18 protein-coding genes and 2 pseudogenes are annotated in these 19,178 nt (G+C 64.1%); 9 read left to right on the top strand and 11 right to left on the bottom strand.

Annotated elements, in window-relative coordinates; all coding sequences use genetic code 11:
- Positions 1 to 137 precede the first annotated feature (137 nt).
- Positions 138 to 1,298 carry an acyl-CoA dehydrogenase family protein gene (locus SHTP_RS16495; RefSeq protein ID WP_096371169.1) on the top strand — a complete coding sequence of 387 codons (1,161 nt, stop codon included), beginning with the start codon at positions 138 to 140 and terminating at the stop codon, positions 1,296 to 1,298.
- A gap of 28 nt (positions 1,299 to 1,326) precedes the next feature.
- Here SHTP_RS16495 and SHTP_RS16490 read toward each other — a convergent pair.
- Positions 1,327 to 1,770: pseudogene (locus SHTP_RS16490) on the bottom strand (TerC/Alx family metal homeostasis membrane protein); the annotation flags it as partial.
- A 143-nt stretch (positions 1,771 to 1,913) separates the two neighbouring features.
- On the opposite strand from SHTP_RS16490, the gene SHTP_RS16485 reads away from it, so the two are divergent.
- A complete protein-coding gene (locus SHTP_RS16485; RefSeq protein WP_420811867.1) occupies positions 1,914 to 3,116 on the top strand; it encodes an ISAs1-like element IS2404/ISMul1 family transposase in 1,203 nt (400 codons plus the stop codon).
- Between the two features lie 24 nt (positions 3,117 to 3,140).
- On the opposite strand, the pseudogene SHTP_RS16480 reads toward SHTP_RS16485, so the two are convergent.
- Positions 3,141 to 3,590: pseudogene (locus SHTP_RS16480) on the bottom strand (TerC family protein); the annotation flags it as partial.
- 345 nt (positions 3,591 to 3,935) lie between these two features.
- Between SHTP_RS16480 and SHTP_RS16475 the strand changes: the two are divergent.
- The gene (locus tag SHTP_RS16475; protein WP_172900561.1) at positions 3,936 to 6,236 is read left to right on the top strand and encodes an LGFP repeat-containing protein; all 2,301 of its coding nucleotides are present in this window, start codon (positions 3,936 to 3,938) and stop codon (positions 6,234 to 6,236) included.
- Positions 6,237 to 6,276: 40 nt separating this feature from the next.
- Here the strand turns inward: SHTP_RS16475 and lexA are convergent, their stop codons facing one another.
- Entirely contained in the window at positions 6,277 to 7,011 is a 735-nt protein-coding gene (gene lexA / locus SHTP_RS16470; RefSeq protein WP_011741153.1) for a transcriptional repressor LexA, read from the bottom strand.
- A gap of 308 nt (positions 7,012 to 7,319) precedes the next feature.
- Between lexA and SHTP_RS16465 the strand changes: the two genes are divergently transcribed.
- The 3 genes from SHTP_RS16465 to SHTP_RS16455 all read left to right on the top strand — a co-directional run bounded on the left by SHTP_RS16465 (position 7,320) and on the right by SHTP_RS16455 (position 9,003).
- Complete coding sequence (locus SHTP_RS16465) at positions 7,320 to 7,862, top strand: hypothetical protein (protein WP_096372522.1); 543 nt, start codon at positions 7,320 to 7,322, stop codon at positions 7,860 to 7,862.
- A 162-nt stretch (positions 7,863 to 8,024) separates the two neighbouring features.
- Positions 8,025 to 8,489, top strand: a complete 465-nt coding sequence (nrdR, locus tag SHTP_RS16460) for a transcriptional regulator NrdR (RefSeq protein ID WP_011741151.1) — start codon at positions 8,025 to 8,027, stop codon at positions 8,487 to 8,489.
- 28 nt (positions 8,490 to 8,517) lie between these two features.
- Positions 8,518 to 9,003, top strand: coding sequence for a peroxynitrite isomerase (locus SHTP_RS16455; RefSeq protein WP_096371166.1), 486 nt, complete (start codon positions 8,518 to 8,520; stop codon positions 9,001 to 9,003).
- Positions 9,004 to 9,012: 9 nt separating this feature from the next.
- On the opposite strand, the gene SHTP_RS16450 is transcribed toward SHTP_RS16455, so the two are convergent.
- The 3 genes from SHTP_RS16450 to SHTP_RS16440 are packed head-to-tail and all read right to left on the bottom strand — an operon-like array spanning position 9,013 to position 11,796.
- Positions 9,013 to 9,699 carry a PhzF family phenazine biosynthesis protein gene (locus SHTP_RS16450; RefSeq protein WP_096371165.1) on the bottom strand — a complete coding sequence of 229 codons (687 nt, stop codon included), beginning with the start codon at positions 9,697 to 9,699 and terminating at the stop codon, positions 9,013 to 9,015.
- Positions 9,700 to 9,744: 45 nt separating this feature from the next.
- Positions 9,745 to 10,770 carry an alpha/beta fold hydrolase gene (locus SHTP_RS16445; protein ID WP_096371164.1) on the bottom strand — a complete coding sequence of 342 codons (1,026 nt, stop codon included), beginning with the start codon at positions 10,768 to 10,770 and terminating at the stop codon, positions 9,745 to 9,747.
- Between the two features lie 48 nt (positions 10,771 to 10,818).
- Complete coding sequence (locus SHTP_RS16440; RefSeq protein ID WP_096371163.1) at positions 10,819 to 11,796, bottom strand: proteasome assembly chaperone family protein; 978 nt, start codon at positions 11,794 to 11,796, stop codon at positions 10,819 to 10,821.
- A gap of 243 nt (positions 11,797 to 12,039) precedes the next feature.
- Here SHTP_RS16440 and SHTP_RS16435 point away from each other — a divergent pair, with 243 nt between their 5' ends.
- A complete protein-coding gene (locus SHTP_RS16435; RefSeq protein WP_096371162.1) occupies positions 12,040 to 12,867 on the top strand; it encodes a trypsin-like serine peptidase in 828 nt (275 codons plus the stop codon).
- Positions 12,868 to 12,931: 64 nt separating this feature from the next.
- On the opposite strand, the gene sthA is transcribed toward SHTP_RS16435, so the two are convergent.
- Positions 12,932 to 14,281, bottom strand: coding sequence for a Si-specific NAD(P)(+) transhydrogenase (gene sthA / locus SHTP_RS16430; protein WP_096372521.1), 1,350 nt, complete (start codon positions 14,279 to 14,281; stop codon positions 12,932 to 12,934).
- A 114-nt stretch (positions 14,282 to 14,395) separates the two neighbouring features.
- On the opposite strand from sthA, the gene SHTP_RS16425 reads away from it, so the two are divergent.
- On the top strand, positions 14,396 to 15,463 hold the full coding sequence (locus SHTP_RS16425; RefSeq protein ID WP_096371161.1) for a DUF4192 domain-containing protein: 1,068 nt from the start codon (positions 14,396 to 14,398) through the stop codon (positions 15,461 to 15,463).
- Position 15,464: 1 nt separating this feature from the next.
- Here SHTP_RS16425 and SHTP_RS16420 read toward each other — a convergent pair whose 3' ends face one another.
- From SHTP_RS16420 to SHTP_RS16410, 3 genes are all read right to left on the bottom strand, one after another.
- Entirely contained in the window at positions 15,465 to 16,157 is a 693-nt protein-coding gene (locus SHTP_RS16420; RefSeq protein WP_096371160.1) for an iron-dependent transcriptional repressor DtxR, read from the bottom strand.
- A 152-nt stretch (positions 16,158 to 16,309) separates the two neighbouring features.
- Positions 16,310 to 17,281 carry a sigma-70 family RNA polymerase sigma factor gene (locus SHTP_RS16415; protein WP_096372520.1) on the bottom strand — a complete coding sequence of 324 codons (972 nt, stop codon included), beginning with the start codon at positions 17,279 to 17,281 and terminating at the stop codon, positions 16,310 to 16,312.
- A 164-nt stretch (positions 17,282 to 17,445) separates the two neighbouring features.
- Complete coding sequence (locus SHTP_RS16410) at positions 17,446 to 17,874, bottom strand: DUF3099 domain-containing protein (RefSeq protein WP_015355327.1); 429 nt, start codon at positions 17,872 to 17,874, stop codon at positions 17,446 to 17,448.
- Positions 17,875 to 17,919: 45 nt separating this feature from the next.
- On the opposite strand from SHTP_RS16410, the gene SHTP_RS16405 reads away from it, so the two are divergent.
- Complete coding sequence (locus tag SHTP_RS16405) at positions 17,920 to 18,159, top strand: DUF3039 domain-containing protein (protein ID WP_020728402.1); 240 nt, start codon at positions 17,920 to 17,922, stop codon at positions 18,157 to 18,159.
- Here the strand turns inward: SHTP_RS16405 and SHTP_RS16400 are convergent, their stop codons facing one another.
- A complete protein-coding gene (locus SHTP_RS16400; RefSeq protein WP_096371159.1) occupies positions 18,160 to 19,134 on the bottom strand; it encodes a YihY/virulence factor BrkB family protein in 975 nt (324 codons plus the stop codon). It lies immediately after the preceding gene.
- Between the last annotated feature and the right edge of the window lie 44 nt (positions 19,135 to 19,178).

The following is a 19,178-nucleotide window of genomic DNA, read 5'->3' as shown; positions in this document are numbered from 1 at the left end:
CCCGGGTTATCGCCGCAAATTTCGCGTTGGCCTGCCACTCGTTGCAACCGGATGCCCAATAACGGCCCCAACAGACCTACCAACCGTATGGTTGGTATACGGTGTGCAGCAAGATTATCTTCGGCGGAGGTCTATTCATGGGCAATGCCATCAAGTACCAGCGCACTCTATTCGAACCTGAGCACGATCTATTCCGCGAGTCTTACCGCGGCTTTCTGGAGCGCCATGTAGCGCCATATCACGACGAATGGGAAAAGGCCAAGATCGTCGATCGAGGCGTGTGGCTTGAAGCCGGCAAACAAGGTTTCCTCGGCATGGCGGTACCCGAGGAGTACGGCGGCGGGGGCAACCCCGACTTCCGGTACAACACGATCATCACCGAGGAGACCAGCGCCGGGCGCTATAGCGGCATCGGTTTCGGGTTGCACAACGACATCGTGGCCCCCTACCTGCTGGCGTTGGCAACCGAAGAGCAAAAGCAGCGTTGGCTGCCGAAGTTCTGTACCGGGGAGTTCATTACGGCGATCGCGATGACTGAGCCGGGAACCGGCAGTGACCTGCAGGGCATCAAGACCCGCGCCGTCAAGCAGGGTGATCATTACCTGCTGAACGGTTCAAAAACCTTCATCACCAACGGGATCAACGCGGACTTGGTCATCGTGGTAGCTCAGACCGATCCCGAGAAAGGCGCCCAGGGCTTTTCGCTGCTGGTGGTCGAACGCGGGATGGAGGGCTTCGAACGGGGCCGTCATCTCGACAAGATCGGCCTGGATGCCCAGGACACCGCGGAACTGTCCTTCTCCGACGTGCAGGTGCCGGTCGAAAACTTGCTTGGCCAAGAGGGAATGGGCTTCATCTACCTGATGCAGAACCTGCCCCAGGAGCGCATCTCCATCGCCATCATGGCCGCCGCCGGGATGGAATCGGTGCTAGACCAGACGCTGCAATACACCAAGGAACGTAAGGCATTTGGCAGGTCCATCGGCAATTTTCAGAACAGTCGCTTTGTCCTGGCTGAGCTGGCCACCGAGGCCACCATGGTCCGCATCATGGTCGACGAGTTCATCGAGTTGCACCTTGACGGCAAGTTGACGGCCGAGCAGGCCGCCATGGCCAAGTGGTACTCCACCGAGAAGCAGGTGTCCTTGAACGACCGGTGCCTGCAGCTCCACGGGGGCTACGGGTACATGCGCGAATATCCAGTTGCCCGAGCCTATCTGGATTCACGGGTGCAGACGATTTACGGTGGCACAACCGAAATCATGAAAGAGATCATCGGCCGCAGCCTGGGTATCTAGCCGCACCGCGGTGTGGCTCTGACGGGTCTCACTCGCGCGCTTCGCGCGCGTTGTGGGCCTGTTGCAGCAGCGTTGTCAGCTCCGTGTCCTGCTGCACCTGGGCGCGGTGTTTCAATGGGAGTGAGCTGATTTCGTCTTCGGCCTGTAGCAGCGCTGCGAAGATTCCTTCTCGTTCGACCGGATCCGCCGGGTGATGCAGATCGAGATACTCCAGGGCGTGTCGACGGGCTCGGGCAGCGGCGTTTTCCCTGCGTCCGCGTACCGAAACCAATGACGCCACCGTTGTGAGAAGTAGGACGACGACAGTCACGGTCAACGACATCGCGGTGCTCATCTCCACGGTCGTGACCGGCCTGCCCCGGTTAATGAATGCAATGGTGTTGTGATGCAACGCTTCTAGCATCAGCTTGATGCCGATGAAGCCCAGAATCGTCGCTAGGCCGTAGGGCAGATAGATAAGCCGGTACAGCAGCAGGGCTCCGGCGTTGTTGATTAGCAGGCTTGTGAGCTGGGTTGATGATCTTTGGTGCCGCGCTATTGGGGTCGGAGTGTAGGCACGGACTATCTGGAGAACGATCGAGTTGGTTACTGTTCGTCGTTGGTCTGGAGTTGCCCGTGCCTACCGTTTCAGTATTGCCTGTGTCGTCGGTTCCAGAGGTGTTCGACCGCTGGAGTCCTGGTGAGCGCAGCGAGCTCATCGGATCGGAGTTTCTCGATGTGTTGGCCTCGGTGCCAGACCCGAGGGACCCACGCGGTCGGAGGTATTCGCTGATGGCTTTGTTGGCGATCGCGGTTCTGGCCACTGCCGCGGGGATGCGCGGCTATGCTGGTTTTGCCACATGGGCGGCCACCGCTCCCGATGATGTGTTGGCCCAATTAGGGGTCCGGTTCCGGCGGCCCAGTGAGAAGACCTTCCGCGCTGTTTTGTCTCGGCTAGACCCCGCCGACCTCAACGCCAGGATGGGCAGTTACTTCACTGCACACGTGGCCAGCAGCGACCCCAGTGGATTGGTGCCGATCGCGTTGGACGGCAAGATGCTGCGTGGTGCTTTACGCGCCAAAGCGACAGCCACGCATCTCGTGTCGGTGTTCGCCCACCGTGCCCGATTGGTGCTCGGTCAACTCGCTGTCGCCGAGAAAAGCAATGAAATTCCCTGCGTACGTGCCCTGCTCACGCTGTTGCCGGGTAGCTTGCGGTGGCTGGTCACCGTGGATGCGATGCATACCCAGGTCGTCACCGCGAAGTTGATCTGCGCCACCTTGAAGTCGCACTACCTGATGATCGTCAAGTCCAACCAAGCCAAAATACTTGCGCGTATCACCGCGCTGCCCTGGGCCGAGGTGCCCGCAGCCGCTACCGACGACTCCCGCGGCCACGGCCGTGTCGAGACCCGCACCCTGCAAATCATCACCGCTGCACGAGGAATCGGCTTCCCCTACGCAAAACAAATCATCCGGATCACTCGTGAACGCTTGATCACCGCCACCGACCAGCGCAGCGTGGAGGTGGTCTATGCCATCTGCAGCCTGCCGTTCGAGCACGCCCGCCCTACCGCGATCATGACCTGGATGCGTCAACACTGGGGAATCGAGAACAGCCTGCACTGGATACGCGACGTCACCTTCGACGAAGACCGTCAAAGGGCACATACCGGAAACGGCGCACAGGTCCTAGCAACGCTACGCAACACCGCGATCAATCTGCACCGCCTCAACGGCGCCGACAACATCGCCGAAGCCTGCCGGATCACCGCTTTGACCGCCAACCGCCGCCTAGACCTCCTCAATCCACAATTCCCCAGCTCACAAGCCTGCTAATCAACAACGCCGGAGCCCTGGGTACAGCAGATTGTCGATCAGAAAGTACAACTGTCGCAGACCCAACAATGAAAACGCGGTCGCAGCGAACACCAGATAGACGTTCTGGGTCAGGCCAAACAGCGCCGGCACCGAGTCGAACGCGAACAGCACGTCGCTGCCGCCAACCGCGAGCATTACCAGAAGCAGCGGAGTCATGACCCGACTTTCGTTCTCCACGATAAAAAATCGGTCGCCGTTGTAGTTCTGGGAGGTACGCAGGAACCGATTGGCCAGGCGGATGGCGAGATTGTCGGCGTCGCGGCTTTCCGCTGCGGCGGGTTTGGCGAGGTTACCCGCCATGATCAGCAGCGTCAGACCGAACACATAGAAGGCCGCGTTGAAGTGTTCGATGAGTGCGCCACCGAACAGGATGAAACCGGTGCGTGCGATGAGTGCGAATGCAACACCGAACAGCAAGACCTTCTGCTGAGAGCGTGAAGCCGCGTTATGGTCAGCGATCTACATCGGGGTTGCGATCCTGTTCGGTGTCGGCGTGGTGATCTTCGGCGTAAGTCGAGTTAGGCTCGTGCGCACGGTAACCTAATCGCCGTGCGGGTAGCAGTTCGGTTCATCGCGAAAGGAGCTCGGCCCCGCATCGATTCGACATCAGCTGGGTATCCGTTTCGTAATATCTGCGAATTTACTTCGCATTTGTCATTCGTTGTAGCAAAGTAATGCGGGCCCCTGGCAGCGACGCGGATCGTAGCTAGAGGACGGCCCAAGGGTGGCGGTCCATTGAAACGCTAGGCGGGGCAGCGGCATCGGCTGGGAGGCTTGGTGAACGGGCAGAGAGGTCAATTGAGCAGGCTGATTGGGTGTGCATTGCTCAGCTTGGCGGCTTCGGTGGTGGCAGTCACGTTGCTGGCGCCTACCGCGACGGCGTCGCCGATCGGCGACGCCGAAGCCGCCATGATGGAAGCCTGGGACAAGGCCGGCGGCGATACGTCAACACTCGGTGCCCGCAAGGGCGACGTTTATCCCGTCGGTGACGGATTCGCGCTGGACTTCGACGGCGGAAAGATGTTCTTCACCCCGCAGACTGGGGCCAAGTACATGTACGGCCCGATTCTGGCGAAGTATGACGAGCTAGGCGGTCCGGCAGACAGCGATCTGGGCTTTCCGACGATTAATGAAGTCCCCGGTCTGGCCGGCCCCGATAGCCGGGTGAGCACCTTCTCCGCCAGCGACAACCCGGTGATCTTCTGGACGCCCGACCACGGGGCGTTCGTCGTGCGTGGCGCGATGAACGCCGCGTGGGACAAGCTGGGCAGCTCCGGCGGTGTATTGGGTGCCCCGATCGGGGACGCGACATTCGACGGCGAGGTCACTTCGCAGAAGTTCACCGGCGGCGAGGTGTCCTGGAACCGGCAGACCAAGGAGTTCACCACCACCCCGACGGTACTGGCCGATCAGCTCAAGGACCTGCAGGTGGCGATCGACCCCACCGCGGCCATCAATATGGCCTGGCGCGCCGCCGGCGGCGCCACCGGCCCGTTGGGCGCCAGGAAGGGCGCCCAGTACCCGATCGGCGGCGATGGTATCGCCCAGGACTTCGAGGGCGGAAAGGTCTTCTTCAGCCCGGCTACCGGTGCGAACGCGGTCGAGGGCGAGATTCTGGCGAAGTACGAGTCGCTGGGTGGGCCGGTGAGCAGCGACCTTGGTTTCCCCACCGCCAACGAGTCTGACGGCGGCATCGAGCCGGCGAGCCGGGTCGCTGCCTTCTCGGCGGCCGACAAGCCGGTGATCTTCTGGACGCCCGATCACGGCGCCTTCGTCGTGCGCGGAGCCATGAAGGTCGCCTGGGACAAGCTCAAGGGTGCCACCGGGAAACTGGGCGCACCGGTCGCCGATCAGACCGAGGCCGGCGATGTGGTGTCGCAGAAGTTCACCGGCGGCACGATTTCGTGGAACCGGGCGACCAATAGTTTCAGCACCGACCCGGCGAACCTGGCGCCGCTGCTCTCGGGCCTTCAGGTGTCCGGCCAGAATCAGCCCAGCACGTCGGCGGCGCCCCCGCACAGCAAGAAGTTCACCTGGCATTGGTGGTGGCTGGCGGCCGCCATCCCGGTGCTGCTGCTGGTGGTATTCCTCGTGGTGATGGCTGTTGGCCTGCGCCGGCGTCGCGCCGGCCAGGAGACCCACGGCTATGAGCCGGCCGAGCACGATGCGGAATCCGGCTACGACGCCATCGGTGGCCAGTGGCCCCATGACGAGTTGGACTTCGGTTCCGAACACTTCCCGCCTGATGATCACGATCTGGCGCATGCGGCGTCGGACTCCGGCACCGGGGCCCGGGTCAGCTGGCCGCGTGGTGGTGGTGGCCCTGCCTACGGCGAGGAGATGCCGCCCTCGTTCCACGAAGATTTCGAGCGGGACGAGTTCGCACACGAGGACTTCGAACATGAAGACTTCGAAGATGAGGACTTCGAGCACGAAAACTTCGAACACGAGGACTTCGGGGCCGATGACGAAGACCCCGACGCGGTGGACACCACACCCACCCCCGTGATCTCCATCGCCGACTTGGCCGAAGCGGTGCGGCAGGAGACCGCCGTGCCGGAAACCGCGGTCACCGAGGCCTTCGGGCTACCGCACCGGTATGTTCCGGAACCAGTCGTTCCGGAGACCGCGGCACCGGAGGCAGCGGTTCCGGAAACCGCGGTCCACGAGGACGATTTCCCGAAAAGCTTCATGCCCGGCGGTGGTACCGCAGACGCCACGACCGAGATCCGCGTGCTCCCGGAAGCGGCCGGATCGCCTCGTCCACCCAGGGCCGGACGGCACGCCGCGGCCGAAACGGCGGAGGATGACTCCGAGGACGAGGTCACCGTGCATGCTCGGCAAGCCCATGCCCCAGCGGCCGCCGCAGCTGGGCCAAGCGCGGGGGCGCGACCGACGATCCACATGCCGCTCGACCACGACCCGTACCAGGCGCCGGAGGGATATCCCATCAAGGCCAGCGCCCGCTTCGGCCTGTACTACACGCCGAGCAGTGCGCTGTACTACGACACCCTTGCCGAGATCTGGTTCGCCACCGAAGCGGCCGCGCAAGCCAACGGTTTCATCAAGGCCGACTAGAGGGCCGCACTGCCCGTGGTGGTTGGCACCCCGGGTGCCGCTATATCTTGCGGATAACCGTGACCACCTTGCCGAGCACGGTCGCGTCATTGCCGGGGATCGGATCAAAGGCGGGGTTGTGCGGCATCAGCCATATCTGGCCTCCCGCGCGCTTGAACGTCTTGACCGTCGCCTCGCCGTCGATCATCGCCGCAACGATATCGCCGTTGTCTGCGACGTTCTGCTGTCGCACCACCACCCAGTCGCCGTCACAGATCGCGGCTTCGACCATGGACTCCCCGACAACCTTGAGCAGAAACAGTGTTCCCTGGCCAACCAGCTCACGCGGTAGCGGGAACACATCTTCGACGGCTTCCTCGGCCAGGATCGGTCCGCCGGCCGCGATGCGTCCCAGGACCGGGACAAACGTGGGTTCCGGCAGCGCGTCCGAACCCGCGACATCGGTGACCGGGGCGGCGGTAACCGTGTCGTCAGCGCCACGCACGTCGACGGCGCGGGGGCGATTGGGGTCGCGGCGCAGATAGCCCTTGCGCTCCAGGGTGCGTAGTTGGTGCGCGACCGACGAGGTCGACGTCAAGCCGACGGCATCGCCGATCTCCCGGATGCTCGGTGGGTATCCGCGATCGTTCACCGACGTCCGGATGACGTTCAAAATGGTGCGCTGCCGCTCCGTCAACGCCGTGTCTACTAATTGCGCGCGATTGTCCGCTCCACTGGCTCCGTCACTGGCGCCGTCACTCGCCCCGTCGACCGTGGTGTCGCTGCTGTCGCTCATGGGACTGAATGTAGCCGTACGGCGCCCAAGAATCAAACATGTGTTCGACCAGTGTGTCGCGGGGTTAGTGGCATGCCTCAGGTGCCCGCCGCGGCGGCGCGAATTGCTGAATCACAAAGGTGTAACTCGGCGCGAGGCCGGGTATTCGCAGCACATGGGAGTTGGTTGCGACCGGCAGGTCTTGTCGGTGGCTTGGTCTAGCGTTTTGCTCGAGCGACACGCCTCGATCAAATGTTCGGTAAATCGAACACGTGAGCGACTACAGTGTCGAACACTTGAGCGATAAACCGTCAGCCGGAGGAACGAACATGACACTCATGCAGGCAGTCCAGCCCGTCTCGCCCGCCGTGCCCGTCCGGTTGGGCACCCGTGAGGCGCGCAGGTTCATTCGAGGGCCGGTCGGGGGGGGCATCCACGAGCCTGTCACCGGCCGGGGCAGGCTGGCCACGTTGCGGCGGGTCCGCCCATCGCGCCCGGCTGTTGCCCCGCTGAGCTACCGGGGCACCGGTGTGGCGCTGTCGGCCACGGCCCATCGCCGGCGTCCCGCTTCGGTTGCGACGACGGTGGGCCTGGCGCTGCTCGCCGCGATCATCACGCTCTGGCTGGGGTTGGTCGCCCACTTCGGCGAGATGGCCAATGGCGGCTCCGCCAATGTGTCACCCATCTCATCGGGCGTGCCGGACCGGCTCGCGGTGGTCCGGGTGGACGCGGGGGAGTCGCTGCAGGACGTGGCGGCTCGAGTCGCTCCGGACGCGCCGGTTCGACAGGTCGTCGAGCGCATCCGGGAATTGAACGCGTTGGGCTCGTCGATGCCGGCTTCCGGGCAGACGCTGATTGCGCCGGTTGGCTAGCGCACTCCGATGAACAGCGAAAACCGCTCCACATCAACGCTCCTCGGCTACCGCGGCGTCGAGCGGAGGTGGATTGCGACGGCGTTGGCAGTGCGGGGGAGCGCGCAGGTACTCTCGGAAAGGTCCGAGGTACCGCATTGTCAGGACGCCGAAGGAGCGGCCGTGCATTGTCCGTTCTGCCGGCATCCCGATTCCCGGGTGATCGATTCGCGGGAAACCGATGAGGGCCAGGCCATTCGGCGTCGCCGGTCATGTCCGGAATGCGGGCGACGATTCACCACTGTCGAGACCGCGGTCCTTGCCGTGGTCAAGCGCAGCGGTGTCTCAGAACCATTCAGTCGGGAGAAAGTCATCAGCGGGGTGCGCCGGGCGTGCCAGGGGCGCCAAGTTGACGACGACGCGCTGAACCTGCTTGCCCAGCAGGTGGAGGACTCGGTTCGCGCCGCTGGCTCGCCGGAAATCCCCAGTCACGAAGTCGGCCTGGCCATCCTTGGGCCGCTGCGTGAACTCGACGAGGTGGCTTACCTGCGATTTGCATCGGTGTATCGCTCGTTCTCCTCGGCCGAGGATTTCGAGCGCGAAATCGAGGCGTTGCGCGCACACCGCCAGGTTCCTACTTCGAGCTGAGTCATTGCCGCCTCGTTAGGCTGGCCCCATGCCTGCCGACTTGCACCCGGATCTTGATGCGCTGGCCCCGCTGCTGGGCACCTGGGCGGGACAAGGTGCCGGCGAGTATCCGACGATCGAGCCGTTCGAATATCTCGAAGAGGTTGTGTTCTCTCATGTAGGCAAGCCGTTCCTGGTTTACGCACAGAAGACCAGGGCCGTTGCCGACGGGACGCCGTTGCATGCGGAGACCGGATATCTGCGCGTGCCGAAACCAGGCCAGGTCGAGCTGGTCCTGGCTCATCCGAGTGGCATCACCGAAATCGAGGTGGGCACCTATTCGGGAAGCGGCGGGGTGATCGAGATGGAAATGGTCACCACGGCCATCGGCATGACCCCCACGGCAAAAGAGGTGACTGCGTTGAGCCGATCTTTCCGGATGGTCGGAGACGAGCTGTCCTACCGGCTGCGCATGGGAGCGGTCGGACTGCCGCTGCAACACCATCTGGGCGCTCGGTTGCGCCGAAAGTCCTGATCCGCCCGGTCAGTCGACGTGCGTCACGCCGTCGCTGACGACTCGTCCGGCAACCGCGACCCAGCCTTCGGCACTCCAGGTTGTGTTGATTATTGATCCCTTGCCCTGGGTGATGGTGAGGTCGCGGCTGAGGTAGTCGGTAAGCCGCATTGCGGCGGAACCGGTTGCTTCGTCTTCCTCGACTCCCAGGTTGGAGGCGAACATCCGCGACCGCAGGTCACCGGCGGCGTCGTCGGTCCATGTCCATAGGTAGTGCGCCGTGTCATCGGCAAAGTCAGAGGGGTCGGCGGCCGCGAGGGCATCAGGGGAATCCAAGTCGTGGATAGCGAATTCGGGTGCCCACTCCGCACGGGCGCTGATCGTGGTGAGGTCGCGGTCGTGATGCACCTGCACGAGACCGGCCGGCACCTGCAGGGTGTTGACCGGTGTTCCCTGCTCGCGCAGCCACCAGGACGCACCAACGGTCGGGTGGCCGGCGAATGCGATGTCGGTGCGGGGGGTGTAGATGGTGGCGTGTGCGGTGTGCGAGCCGGTGGCCGGAAGGTCGACGAAAACTGTTTCGCTGTAGGCCAATCGGCTCGCCAGATGCTGCCGGTCACGGGGTTCAACCTTGCTGGCGTCGACCACCCCGAGTGGATTCCCGAAGTTGCCGATTGGATCGGTGAAGACCCGCAACACCGTTACGTCGATGCCCATGGCCCGACTCTACGACGCCGTCCTAGGCGTCGGCATAAGGGCTGGTCAGGTGGCGCTGCGTTCGTCAGAACCCATGGCGCTGAGCACCGCCACGCGGGTGTCGGCCGGGCCCGAAACGGTTCGTTCACCGCCGCCGGTGCGCAGCAGTTCCCGAAGCGCCGCTTGATCGTATTCGGGAGGCTGGGTGCTGTCGATGAAGCGCAGGACGATGTCGATAAAACGAGCGGGGTCGTCGTGGAACGGGAAATGTCCGGATCCCTCGAAGACCTCGAGCTTGGATCCCGGCATGGCCGCGTGTGCCATTTCGGCGTGGCGAACCGGGACCACGGCATCTCGACTGCCCCAGATGATCTGCACCGGGATGGCCTGGGTCAAGTAGCAGCGATCGAGCATCGTGACGATCTGGCCGCGCCAGTCGACCACGGCCCGCAATGTGCGGGTGAAAGCCGACGAGGCCGTTGGTTCGGGGAGGTCGTCGAGTATTCGCAGCACATTGGGAAGGTCTTGGCCGAGCGCGGTGGAGCCGAGTGCCATGCCCAACACCTTGCCGGCGAGCTGAACCGTTGGCAGGACCATGGGCAGCCGCAACAACGCCAACGCCTCGGCGCCCATCGGCAGCGAGGCCAAACGGAAGACGACGTTGACATCCTTGGTAACTCCACCGGCCCCGACCAGAATGAGTCGGTCCACCAACTGTGGGAACTGGTAGGCGAATTGCATGGCAACGCCGCCGCCGAGCGAATGGCCGATGATGGTCACGCGCTCGATGTCGAGCACGCTGAGCAGGTCGCGCATGCCGTTGGCATAGGCCGCGATCGAGTAATCGGCGCGCGGCTTGTCGGACCTTCCGTGCCCCAGCAGATCGGGGGCGATGACGGTGAACCGCTGGGCGAGCTTGGCGTGAATACCGGTCCAAGTTGTGGAATTGTCGCCAATCCCGTGGATTAGCAGGATCGCGGGACCTGACCCGGCGATCCGGAACGCTCGCTTGTATCCGTGGATGGCGCGGAACTGAAGCGACGGCGCAGTCACTTCCCGCACCGGGCGAAGATTGCGCTTGCGCTCGGTCATCTCGGCAACCTCATTGTCTGGCCGACTGGGGCGTATTTTTTGGGGGCGTTATGGCTGGTCGTCGTCGTCGAACTTCTTCTCTGCCTGCTGGGCCAAGAATCGTTCGAACTCCGCGCCCAGCTCGTCGCCACTAGGCAGATCCTCGTCGCGCGTTAGCAGTGATCTGTTTTCCTGGGCGTCGATGAACGCATCGTACTGGCGCTCGAGGGCTGCCACCACTTGAGCGACTTCCGTGCTTGCCTGTACTTGCTCATCGATCTTGGCTCCGACCTGCGCCGATGCGTCTGTTAGTGCGGCTAGAGGAAGGTCCAGTGAACCGGTCTTGGCCACCTGTTCCAGCAGTGCCTGCGCGGCAGCGGGGTAGTCGGTTTGGGTGAGGTAGTGGGGGACGTGCACGGTGAATCCGACGACCTCGTGGCCATGCTGAGCCATCCGGTACTCCAACAGGTTGGATGCGCTCGCCGGAACCTGGATTTCGGAAATCCACGGTTGGAAGTCCGCGATGAGCTCCGGGTTGTTGGAGTGAGCGGTCATCGTGACGGGACGCGTGTGCGGGACGGCCATGGGAACGGTGCCCAATCCGATGGTCTGGCGCACCCCCAGCCGCTCGGCCAGCAGGCGAACAGCGGTGATGAACCGCTCCCATTTCAGGTCGGGTTCCATCCCGGCCAACAGCAGAAACGGTGTGCCGACACTGTCACGCAGTGCGTAAAGGCTCAGCTCTGGATCGTCATACTTGGTGAAGTGGTCGGTCTTGAACGTCATCATCGGCCGCCGCGAGCGATAGTCCAATAACTCGTCGATCGCGAACGACGCGACCAGCTCGGTGTCCAAACCATCCTTGAGGTGGGTGGCGGCTAGCCGGATCGCATGACCGGCGTCGGAGAAGCCCTCCAAAGCATGCACCAACACCGGACCGCGGCCATCGGACGTCGACAACTGGGGCGCGGGGAACTCAAGCTCATACATGCCGGATTGGCCCGGCTGGTAGTCCTGCGCCTCGCCTGGGTCTTGGTCATGCGCCATGGGTGTTGCCTCCTCTCGGGGGTCGGACCAGGGTGCCCTGATCAGTGTCTCGCAGATCAGTGGGCACCAGTGATCTAATTACAAACTCGTTTGTTCGTTTCATACATAACGCGCGAGCGCCCGGCTGTATTCGCTGTCGCCGGCGTCATGCGGTGGCGCGGGTTGCTGACAAGTGTATTGGCGAGGTGAAAGCGATCCGCATCCGCTTGCCGCCCGGCGGTGGGGCCAGATGGGTCAAGATGGGTGTCGATGCGCAACCTGGCTGCGGTGATTTGCTTGTGGGGCGGCCTGGCGCTGCTACTGAGTTGCTACGGGCGGCCAACCAGCCAAGCCCCCAGCGCCGGTGAGCGGTCTGAGCAAACTTCCTTGCCCGGGCAGCGGTCCAGCCCGCCCGGCAACCAGGCCGCGGTGGCCGTCCCGGTGGATCCGGACCCGCGGGTGGGCGCGATCTTCCTCGATGACGGGCCGGTGCACATCTGCACGGGCGCGGTGTTGCATTCGACCAGCGGTGACCTCGTCCTGACCGCCGCGCATTGCCTGCTGGGCGGTCACACGGCGGGGTCCTTCATCCCGGGATTCGGCGGCGCCGACCCGCCGCCGTCGAGATGGAAGATCGACCAGGTCTATTTCGATCCACGCTGGATCGCCAACCAGGATCCGCGCGCCGACTACGCGATCGCCCGCGTCAGCGGCGATGGATCGCTGCAAGCACGGGTCGGCTCCGCGCTGCTGTTGGGCCGAGCCCCGGCGCGGGGCGCCCCGGTGACCGTCACCGGCTACCCGGCGGGTCTGGATGACACGCCCATCGCCTGTTCGGCGAACACCGAGGTCACCGAGGGCGGCTTTCCGGAATTGTCATGCGACGGCCTGGTGGCCGGCACCAGCGGGGCGCCCTGGGTCAGTGCTGGGACCGTCACTGGGGTAATCGGTGGTCTAGGAGGCGGTGGCTGCACCGAGAGCGTCTCGTATTCGGCGCCGTTGGACGAACACGCCGCTGCCCTTCTGGTTCGTGCCGAAGCCGGCGGACCCGGCGACGACCCGCCGGTCGAGTTCGACGACGCGTGCTTGTGAGGCCCGATCAGCGGCGGAACTGGTTGAGCGCCCGGACCTTGTTCATCACGTCGAGCGCGGCCACCTAGTAGGCCTCGGAGAAGGTCGGATAGTTGAACACCGCCTCGACCAGGTACTCGACTGTGCCGCCGCAGCCCATGATGGCCTGCCCGATGTGCACCATCTCGGTGGCGCTGGTACCGAAGATGTGCACGCCCAGCAGGGTGAGATCTTCGGTGGAGACCAGCAGCTTGAGCATGCCGTAGGAGTCGCCGGCGATCTGACCGCGGGCCAGCTCGCGGTAGCGTGCCACGCCCACCTCGTAGGGGATCGAGTTCTTGGTCAGCTCCACCTCGGTGGCCCCGACGTAGGAAATCTCGGGGATGGAGTAGATGCCGATCGGCTGCAGTTCGGTGATGCCGTCGGTGGGTTCGCCGAATGCGTGGTAGGCGGCGAGACGGCCCTGCTCCATCGATGTTGCGGCTAGCGCCGGGAAGCCGATGACGTCGCCCACCGCGTAGATGTGTTCGACCTTGGTCCTGAACTTGTCATCCACCCAGATCCGCCCGCGACCTTCGACCTCGAGTCCGGCGTTGGCCAGATCCAGGTGGTCGGTCTGGCCTTGGCGTCCGGCGGAGTACATCACCGTTTCGGCGGGGATCTGCTTGCCGCTGGCCAGGGTGGTGACCGTTCCCGCTGAGCCGACGTCGACCGCGGTGACCTCTTCGCCGAACCGGAATGTCACCGCCAGATCGCGCAGGTGGAATTTCAGCGCTTCGACGACCTCGGGATCGCAGAAGTCGAGCATGTTGTCCCGCTTCTCGACGACGGTCACCTTGGTGCCCAGCGCGGCGAACATCGACGCGTACTCGATCCCGATCACTCCGGCGCCCACCACGACCATCGAGGCCGGCAGCGACTTGAGATCCAGGATCCCGTCGGAGTCGAGGACCTTGTCTTCGTCGAACTCGACCCCGGATGGCCGGGCCGGCCTGGTGCCGGTGGCAATGACGATGTAATCGCCTGTCACCGTGGTCTTTTCCCGGTGTGTCTGGTCTTCGACCACGATGCTGTGCGGGTCGACGAAGCGGCCATGGCCGACGATCAGGTCGACCCGGTTGCGCATCAGCTGGTTACGCACCACGTCGACTTCCTTGCCGATCACGTGCTGAGTCCGTGCCAGCAGGTCGGCGGGGGTGATTCGGTCCTTGACGCGGTAGCTGGCTCCGTAGAGTTCGCGCTGGTTCATGCCGGTGAGGTAAAGCACCGCCTCGCACAACGTCTTTGACGGGATGGTGCCCGTATTGACGCATACCCCGCCCAGCATGCGGCCGCGCTCGATGATCGCGACGGATTTACCCAATTTGGCCGAGGCGATGGCGGCCTTCTGGCCGCCAGGCCCAGAACCAATAACCACCATGTCGTATTCGCGCATCGACCCCATGGAATAAGCAGTAGAACGCACAGTGGGCAATTCGTCCACAGGAGGGCAGTTGGGTCGCCCGGTGTGTGCACCGGCTGACGGTGTGCAGGGCCAGCGTTGAGGCCTATGACGAAGCATCGATCTGAATTTGAACTGAATCGTCCTGCCGCACTTATTGCGGCACTTCCGGCCATTCTCGGATTCGTGCCGGAAAAGTCTCTGGTCTTGGTATCTCTCGATGACGGCGAACTGGGTTCGGTGCTGCGCGCCGACTTGTCCGAGGACCTTGTTGACCGGGTCGAGCATCTCGCCGAGGTCGCGGGAGGGGCCGATCCGCAGGCCGCCATCGCGGTGATCGTCGACGAGGGCGGCGCACAGTGCCCGGCGTGCAATGAGGTGTACCGGCGAGTGTGCGCGGCGCTCGCCGAGGCGCTCTCGCAACACAACGTGGTGCTGCGGGCGGCGCATGTGGTGGACCAGATCGCGGTGGGCGGACGCTGGCATTGCGTCGATGGGTGCGGCTCTAGCGGGCTGATCGACGACCCGGCGGTGTCGCCGCTGGCCGTTGCGGCGGTGTTGGACGGGCGCCGTCTCTACCCGCGGCGTGCCGACCTGCAAGCCGTCGTCGAGCTGGACGAGTCGGCGCGTGCCGGCGAGTTGGCCGGGGCCCTCGCCGTACACGCGGCCGAGCGGGAGATCTCCTACCGGGCCGACCCGTCGCGATGCGCCCGCCGCGACGTCGAGAGCGCGATGGCCGCCGCCGCGCGGGTTGCCGACGGGCAATCCCTGTCGGAGGTGGAGCTGGCGCGGCTGGGATGCGCGCTGACCGACGTTCAGGTCCGCGACACGCTGTATGCCCTTGCCGTCGGTGAAAACGCGGATGAGGCCGAATCCTTGTGGGGCGTGCTGGCGTGGGCGCTCCCGGCGCCATGGCGGGCCGAAGCGCTGGTCTTGCTCGCGTTCAGCGCCTATGTGCGCGGTGATGGGCCGCTGACCGGGGTTTCCCTGGACGCGGCGCTGCGCTGCGCGCCAGGACATCGCATGGCCGGCATGCTGGACACGGCGCTGCAGTCCGGTCTGCGCCCCGAGCACATCCGTGACCTCGCGGTCACCGGTTATCGGCTGGCAAAGCAGCTGGGGGTGCAGTTACCTCCGCGGCGGGCATCGGGCCCCTACGGTCGATGCGTCGGCTAGGTCAGACCTTCTCGACCTTGACCGCGTGTGCCATCGCGTGGGGCAGGGTCACGTTCTCGTGTCCCGGGATGAGGATGGTCACCCCGCCGGCCGGGCTGGTTTCGACGGTCACCCGCGCGTTGGGTACCACGCCGGCGTCCTTGAGCCGGCTGATCAAGTCGATATCGCCCTGAACGTGCTCGGTGAGCTGGCGGACGACCACCGCGACCGGTGATCCCGACGGCAATTCGGTCAACCGCACCAAGTTGGCTTCGTAGGAGTCGGACTCCGGTCCCACACCGAGGTCCAGCAGACCCGGAATCGGATTGCCGAAGGGGGAGGTGGTGGGGTTGTTGAGCACCTTGACCAGACGCCGTTCGACGTCTTCGCTCATCACGTGCTCCCACCGGCATGCCTCGGCGTGCACCTCTTCCCACGGAAACCCGATGACATCGACGAGTAAACGTTCGGCCAAGCGGTGCTTGCGCATCACCGCGACCGCCAGGGCCCGGCCCTTGTCGGTCAATTCGAGGTGGCGGTCGCCGGCCACGCGCAGTAACCCGTCACGCTCCATCCGCGACACGGTCTGGCTGACGGTGGGCCCACTTTGCTCGAGCCGCTCGGCGATCCGGGCGCGCAATGGGGTGACACCCTCTTCTTCGAGGTCATAGATCGTCCGCAGATACATCTCGGTGGTATCAACCAAGTCGTTCATTCAGCATCCTCCGTTGCCGCCGAGTCTACTTGGCCAGCTGCTTGCATGGTCTGCCAAAACACCCCAACGCAGCAGTATGCCCGCCGCTGTATAGCGGCGGGCACACCGTCTCGTACCTAGCCTCTCAACCTAGCGGGCAACGGGCTGACTACTCAACTGGCGTATGAGCGCAGCCGGTCGGCGCGTTCGCCGTGGCGCAGCTTGCACATCACGTCCCGCTCGATCTGACGTACCCGCTCGCGGGAAAGGCCGAACAATTTGCCGATCTGGTCCAGGGTGCGTGGCTGGCCGTCATCGAGGCCAAAGCGCAGCCGGATCACCTGATGCTCACGTTCGTCGAGGGTGGCCAGCACGCTGCGGATGTCGGTGTGCAGCAGTTCGGCGATGACCGCGTTCTCCGCGGACATGGCGTCAGCATCTTCGATGAAGTCGCCCAGCGGGGCCTCTTCGTCCGAGCCGACCGGCATGTCCAGGCTCACCGGGTCGCGGCTGTGCTCCAACAGGTCGTTGATCTTCTCGACGGGAATGCCGGATTCGGCGGCGAGTTCCTCGTCGGTGGCTTCGCGGCCCAGATTCTGGTGTATCTCACGCTTGATCCGGGCCAGCTTGTTGACCTGTTCGACCAGGTGGACCGGCAGCCGAATGGTGCGGCTCTGGTCGGCCATGCCGCGGGTGATGGCTTGACGGATCCACCAGGTGGCGTACGTCGAGAACTTGAATCCCTTTGTGTAGTCGAACTTCTCCATCGCGCGGATCAGGCCCAGGTTGCCCTCCTGGATGAGATCCAGCAACGGCATGCCCCGACCCGTGTAGCGCTTGGCCAACGACACCACCAGCCGCAGGTTCGCTTCCAATAGGTGGCGGCGCGCTTCCGCGCCATCGCGCACCACGGCGGCGAGTTCGCGTTTGCGGTTGTTGCCGAGGCGCTTGCGGGTTGCCAACAGATGCTCCGCGTAGAGCCCGGCCTCGATGCGCTTGGCGAGTTCCACCTCGCCCTCGGCGTTGAGCAACGCCGTCTTGCCGATGCCGTTCAGATACACGCGCACCAAGTCCGCTGCAGGGCTTTGAGCGTCCAGATCGCTGTCAACCCGGCCTACGATGCCCCTTGCTATGGGCTGTCCCATTTCGCCCTCCCGATCGGCTTGTGCTGTCATGAGGATTAACGACAGGTTCCACCGCAGAGTTCCCGCGCAGCTGTCATCTCACACCCCGTGACGTGCAGGAATGTGCCGCCGAGCTGAGAATGTCCTGAGAAATGTGTCGCCGGGTCGGTTGACCGGAACCCGGACTAGCCCCGCTCGTCGAAGCGCTGCGCGTCCCACCGCGGCGCGGGGTCTTCCAGCCCGGCGTCCAACGCCAACCGCTCAGCGGTGGGGAACAGGGGGGTATGCCGCCGGGCGTCGTCGAAGCGGCGGGGCTCATCGGAGCTACGCGGCGGCCGGTCGTTGGCGATGAGTACGGCCATCCATGGCAACGGCACCGAGGCGGCCACGATCAGCAGTGAAATCAAACCGTTGTGCCAGAGGCCGTAGGCGATCGCGGCAAGGATCAGCGCCGGGATCCGAAAGGCCATCAGGGTCAGGTACTTGCGCACTCGCGCTCGGTGCTGCACCTCGTAGGACGGCGCAGCGCCGGTGATCAACACTGGGCGGTGCTTGTCGTCGAAGTCGTCGAAACTCAACTCCGAGTCTCGCGTCATACCTCCACTCTCCCACATCCGGTGGATTCCGGCAGGAGCGAGTCAGGAGGCACAATGTCATACATGGAGACGCAGACGATCGAACGTCCCGATACCGAAGAACGCGTCGACGACGGGACCGGCAGCGACACCCCCAAATTCTTCCACTACGTCAAGAAAGACAAGATCGCCGAGAGCGCGGTCATGGGCAATTACGTGGTGGCGTTGTGCGGCGAGGTCTTTCCGGTGACTCGGGCGGCCAAGCCGGGCTCGCCGGTCTGCCCGGATTGCAAGCAGATCTACGAACAGCTCAAGAGGGACTGATCAGGACGGCGGGTCGACCACGGTGTTGGACTGCGGTGACTCCGAATCCGCGGACCCGGTAGCCGCAGCCGTGCGTGCCCGCAGCCAATTGCGCAGCCGGTGCGCGTGGGTTGCCGGTGCCGGCCATTCCTCTTGGATGGCGGCGTTGAGTTCGGCGCCGATCATGACCGCAAAACCGCCGAAGAACGCGAACAGCAGGAAAGCGATCGGGGTGGACAGTGCACCGTAGGTATAGCCGGTGTGGGTGATCCATCCCAAGTAGAACCGCAGCCCCAACGTGGCGATGAGAAACACCGCCATCGCCAGCACGGCACCCAGGATGAGTCGATGGGTCGGCAGCGGCACCGGCAGCGATACTCGGTACAAGATGATCACCCCGACGGTCAGTACCGCGATCAGGGCCGGGTAGTAACCGTTGTGCATGAGGTTGGACATGCTGTCGGGGATGTGTTCGCTCACCTTGCGCGGGCCCATCACCGCCACCGGCGCCGAGATGACGATGAACAGCAATCCCACGACGTAGAGAAAGAGTGCGAAGAACCGCTGGCGCACCGGATGACGCAGGGGAGTCTGGTCATGGGCCTCGACGATGGCATCGACGTAGGACGAGATCGCCGATGACCCTGCCCACAGCGAGATCAGGAAACCCACCGATACCACCTCACCACGAGCGTTGGCGGTGATGTCGCGGATGGTGGGTTCAATGATCTCGTCGACCACGCTGGGGGAGAAGAAGCGGTGGGTCATCGAGATGATCGTTTTTTCGATCGCGGGCAACGTGTCCTGCCCGAACAGCGGAGCCACGTAAGCCAAACTGCCCAACATTCCCAACAGCAGCGGCGGCAGCGACAGCGCCGACCAGAAACCCGCTTGCGCCGACTCGGAAAAGATCGAGTCGTCCCAACTTTTGGAGAGGGTTCTTAAACTAATACGCCAGATGTGATGGCGGGACGGCCTGGGGACTTGGTCGCTCATACCAGTCCAGCATTACCGAAGACTGCTCGGGCAGCCGACGTTGG

It is taken from the genome of Mycobacterium ulcerans subsp. shinshuense (assembly GCF_002355775.1).
In the GTDB taxonomy this organism is placed as follows: Bacteria; Actinomycetota; Actinomycetes; order Mycobacteriales; family Mycobacteriaceae; genus Mycobacterium; species Mycobacterium marinum.
The sequence above is the reverse complement of the archived record's forward strand: the minus strand, read 5'-3'. Positions and strand labels throughout refer to the sequence as shown.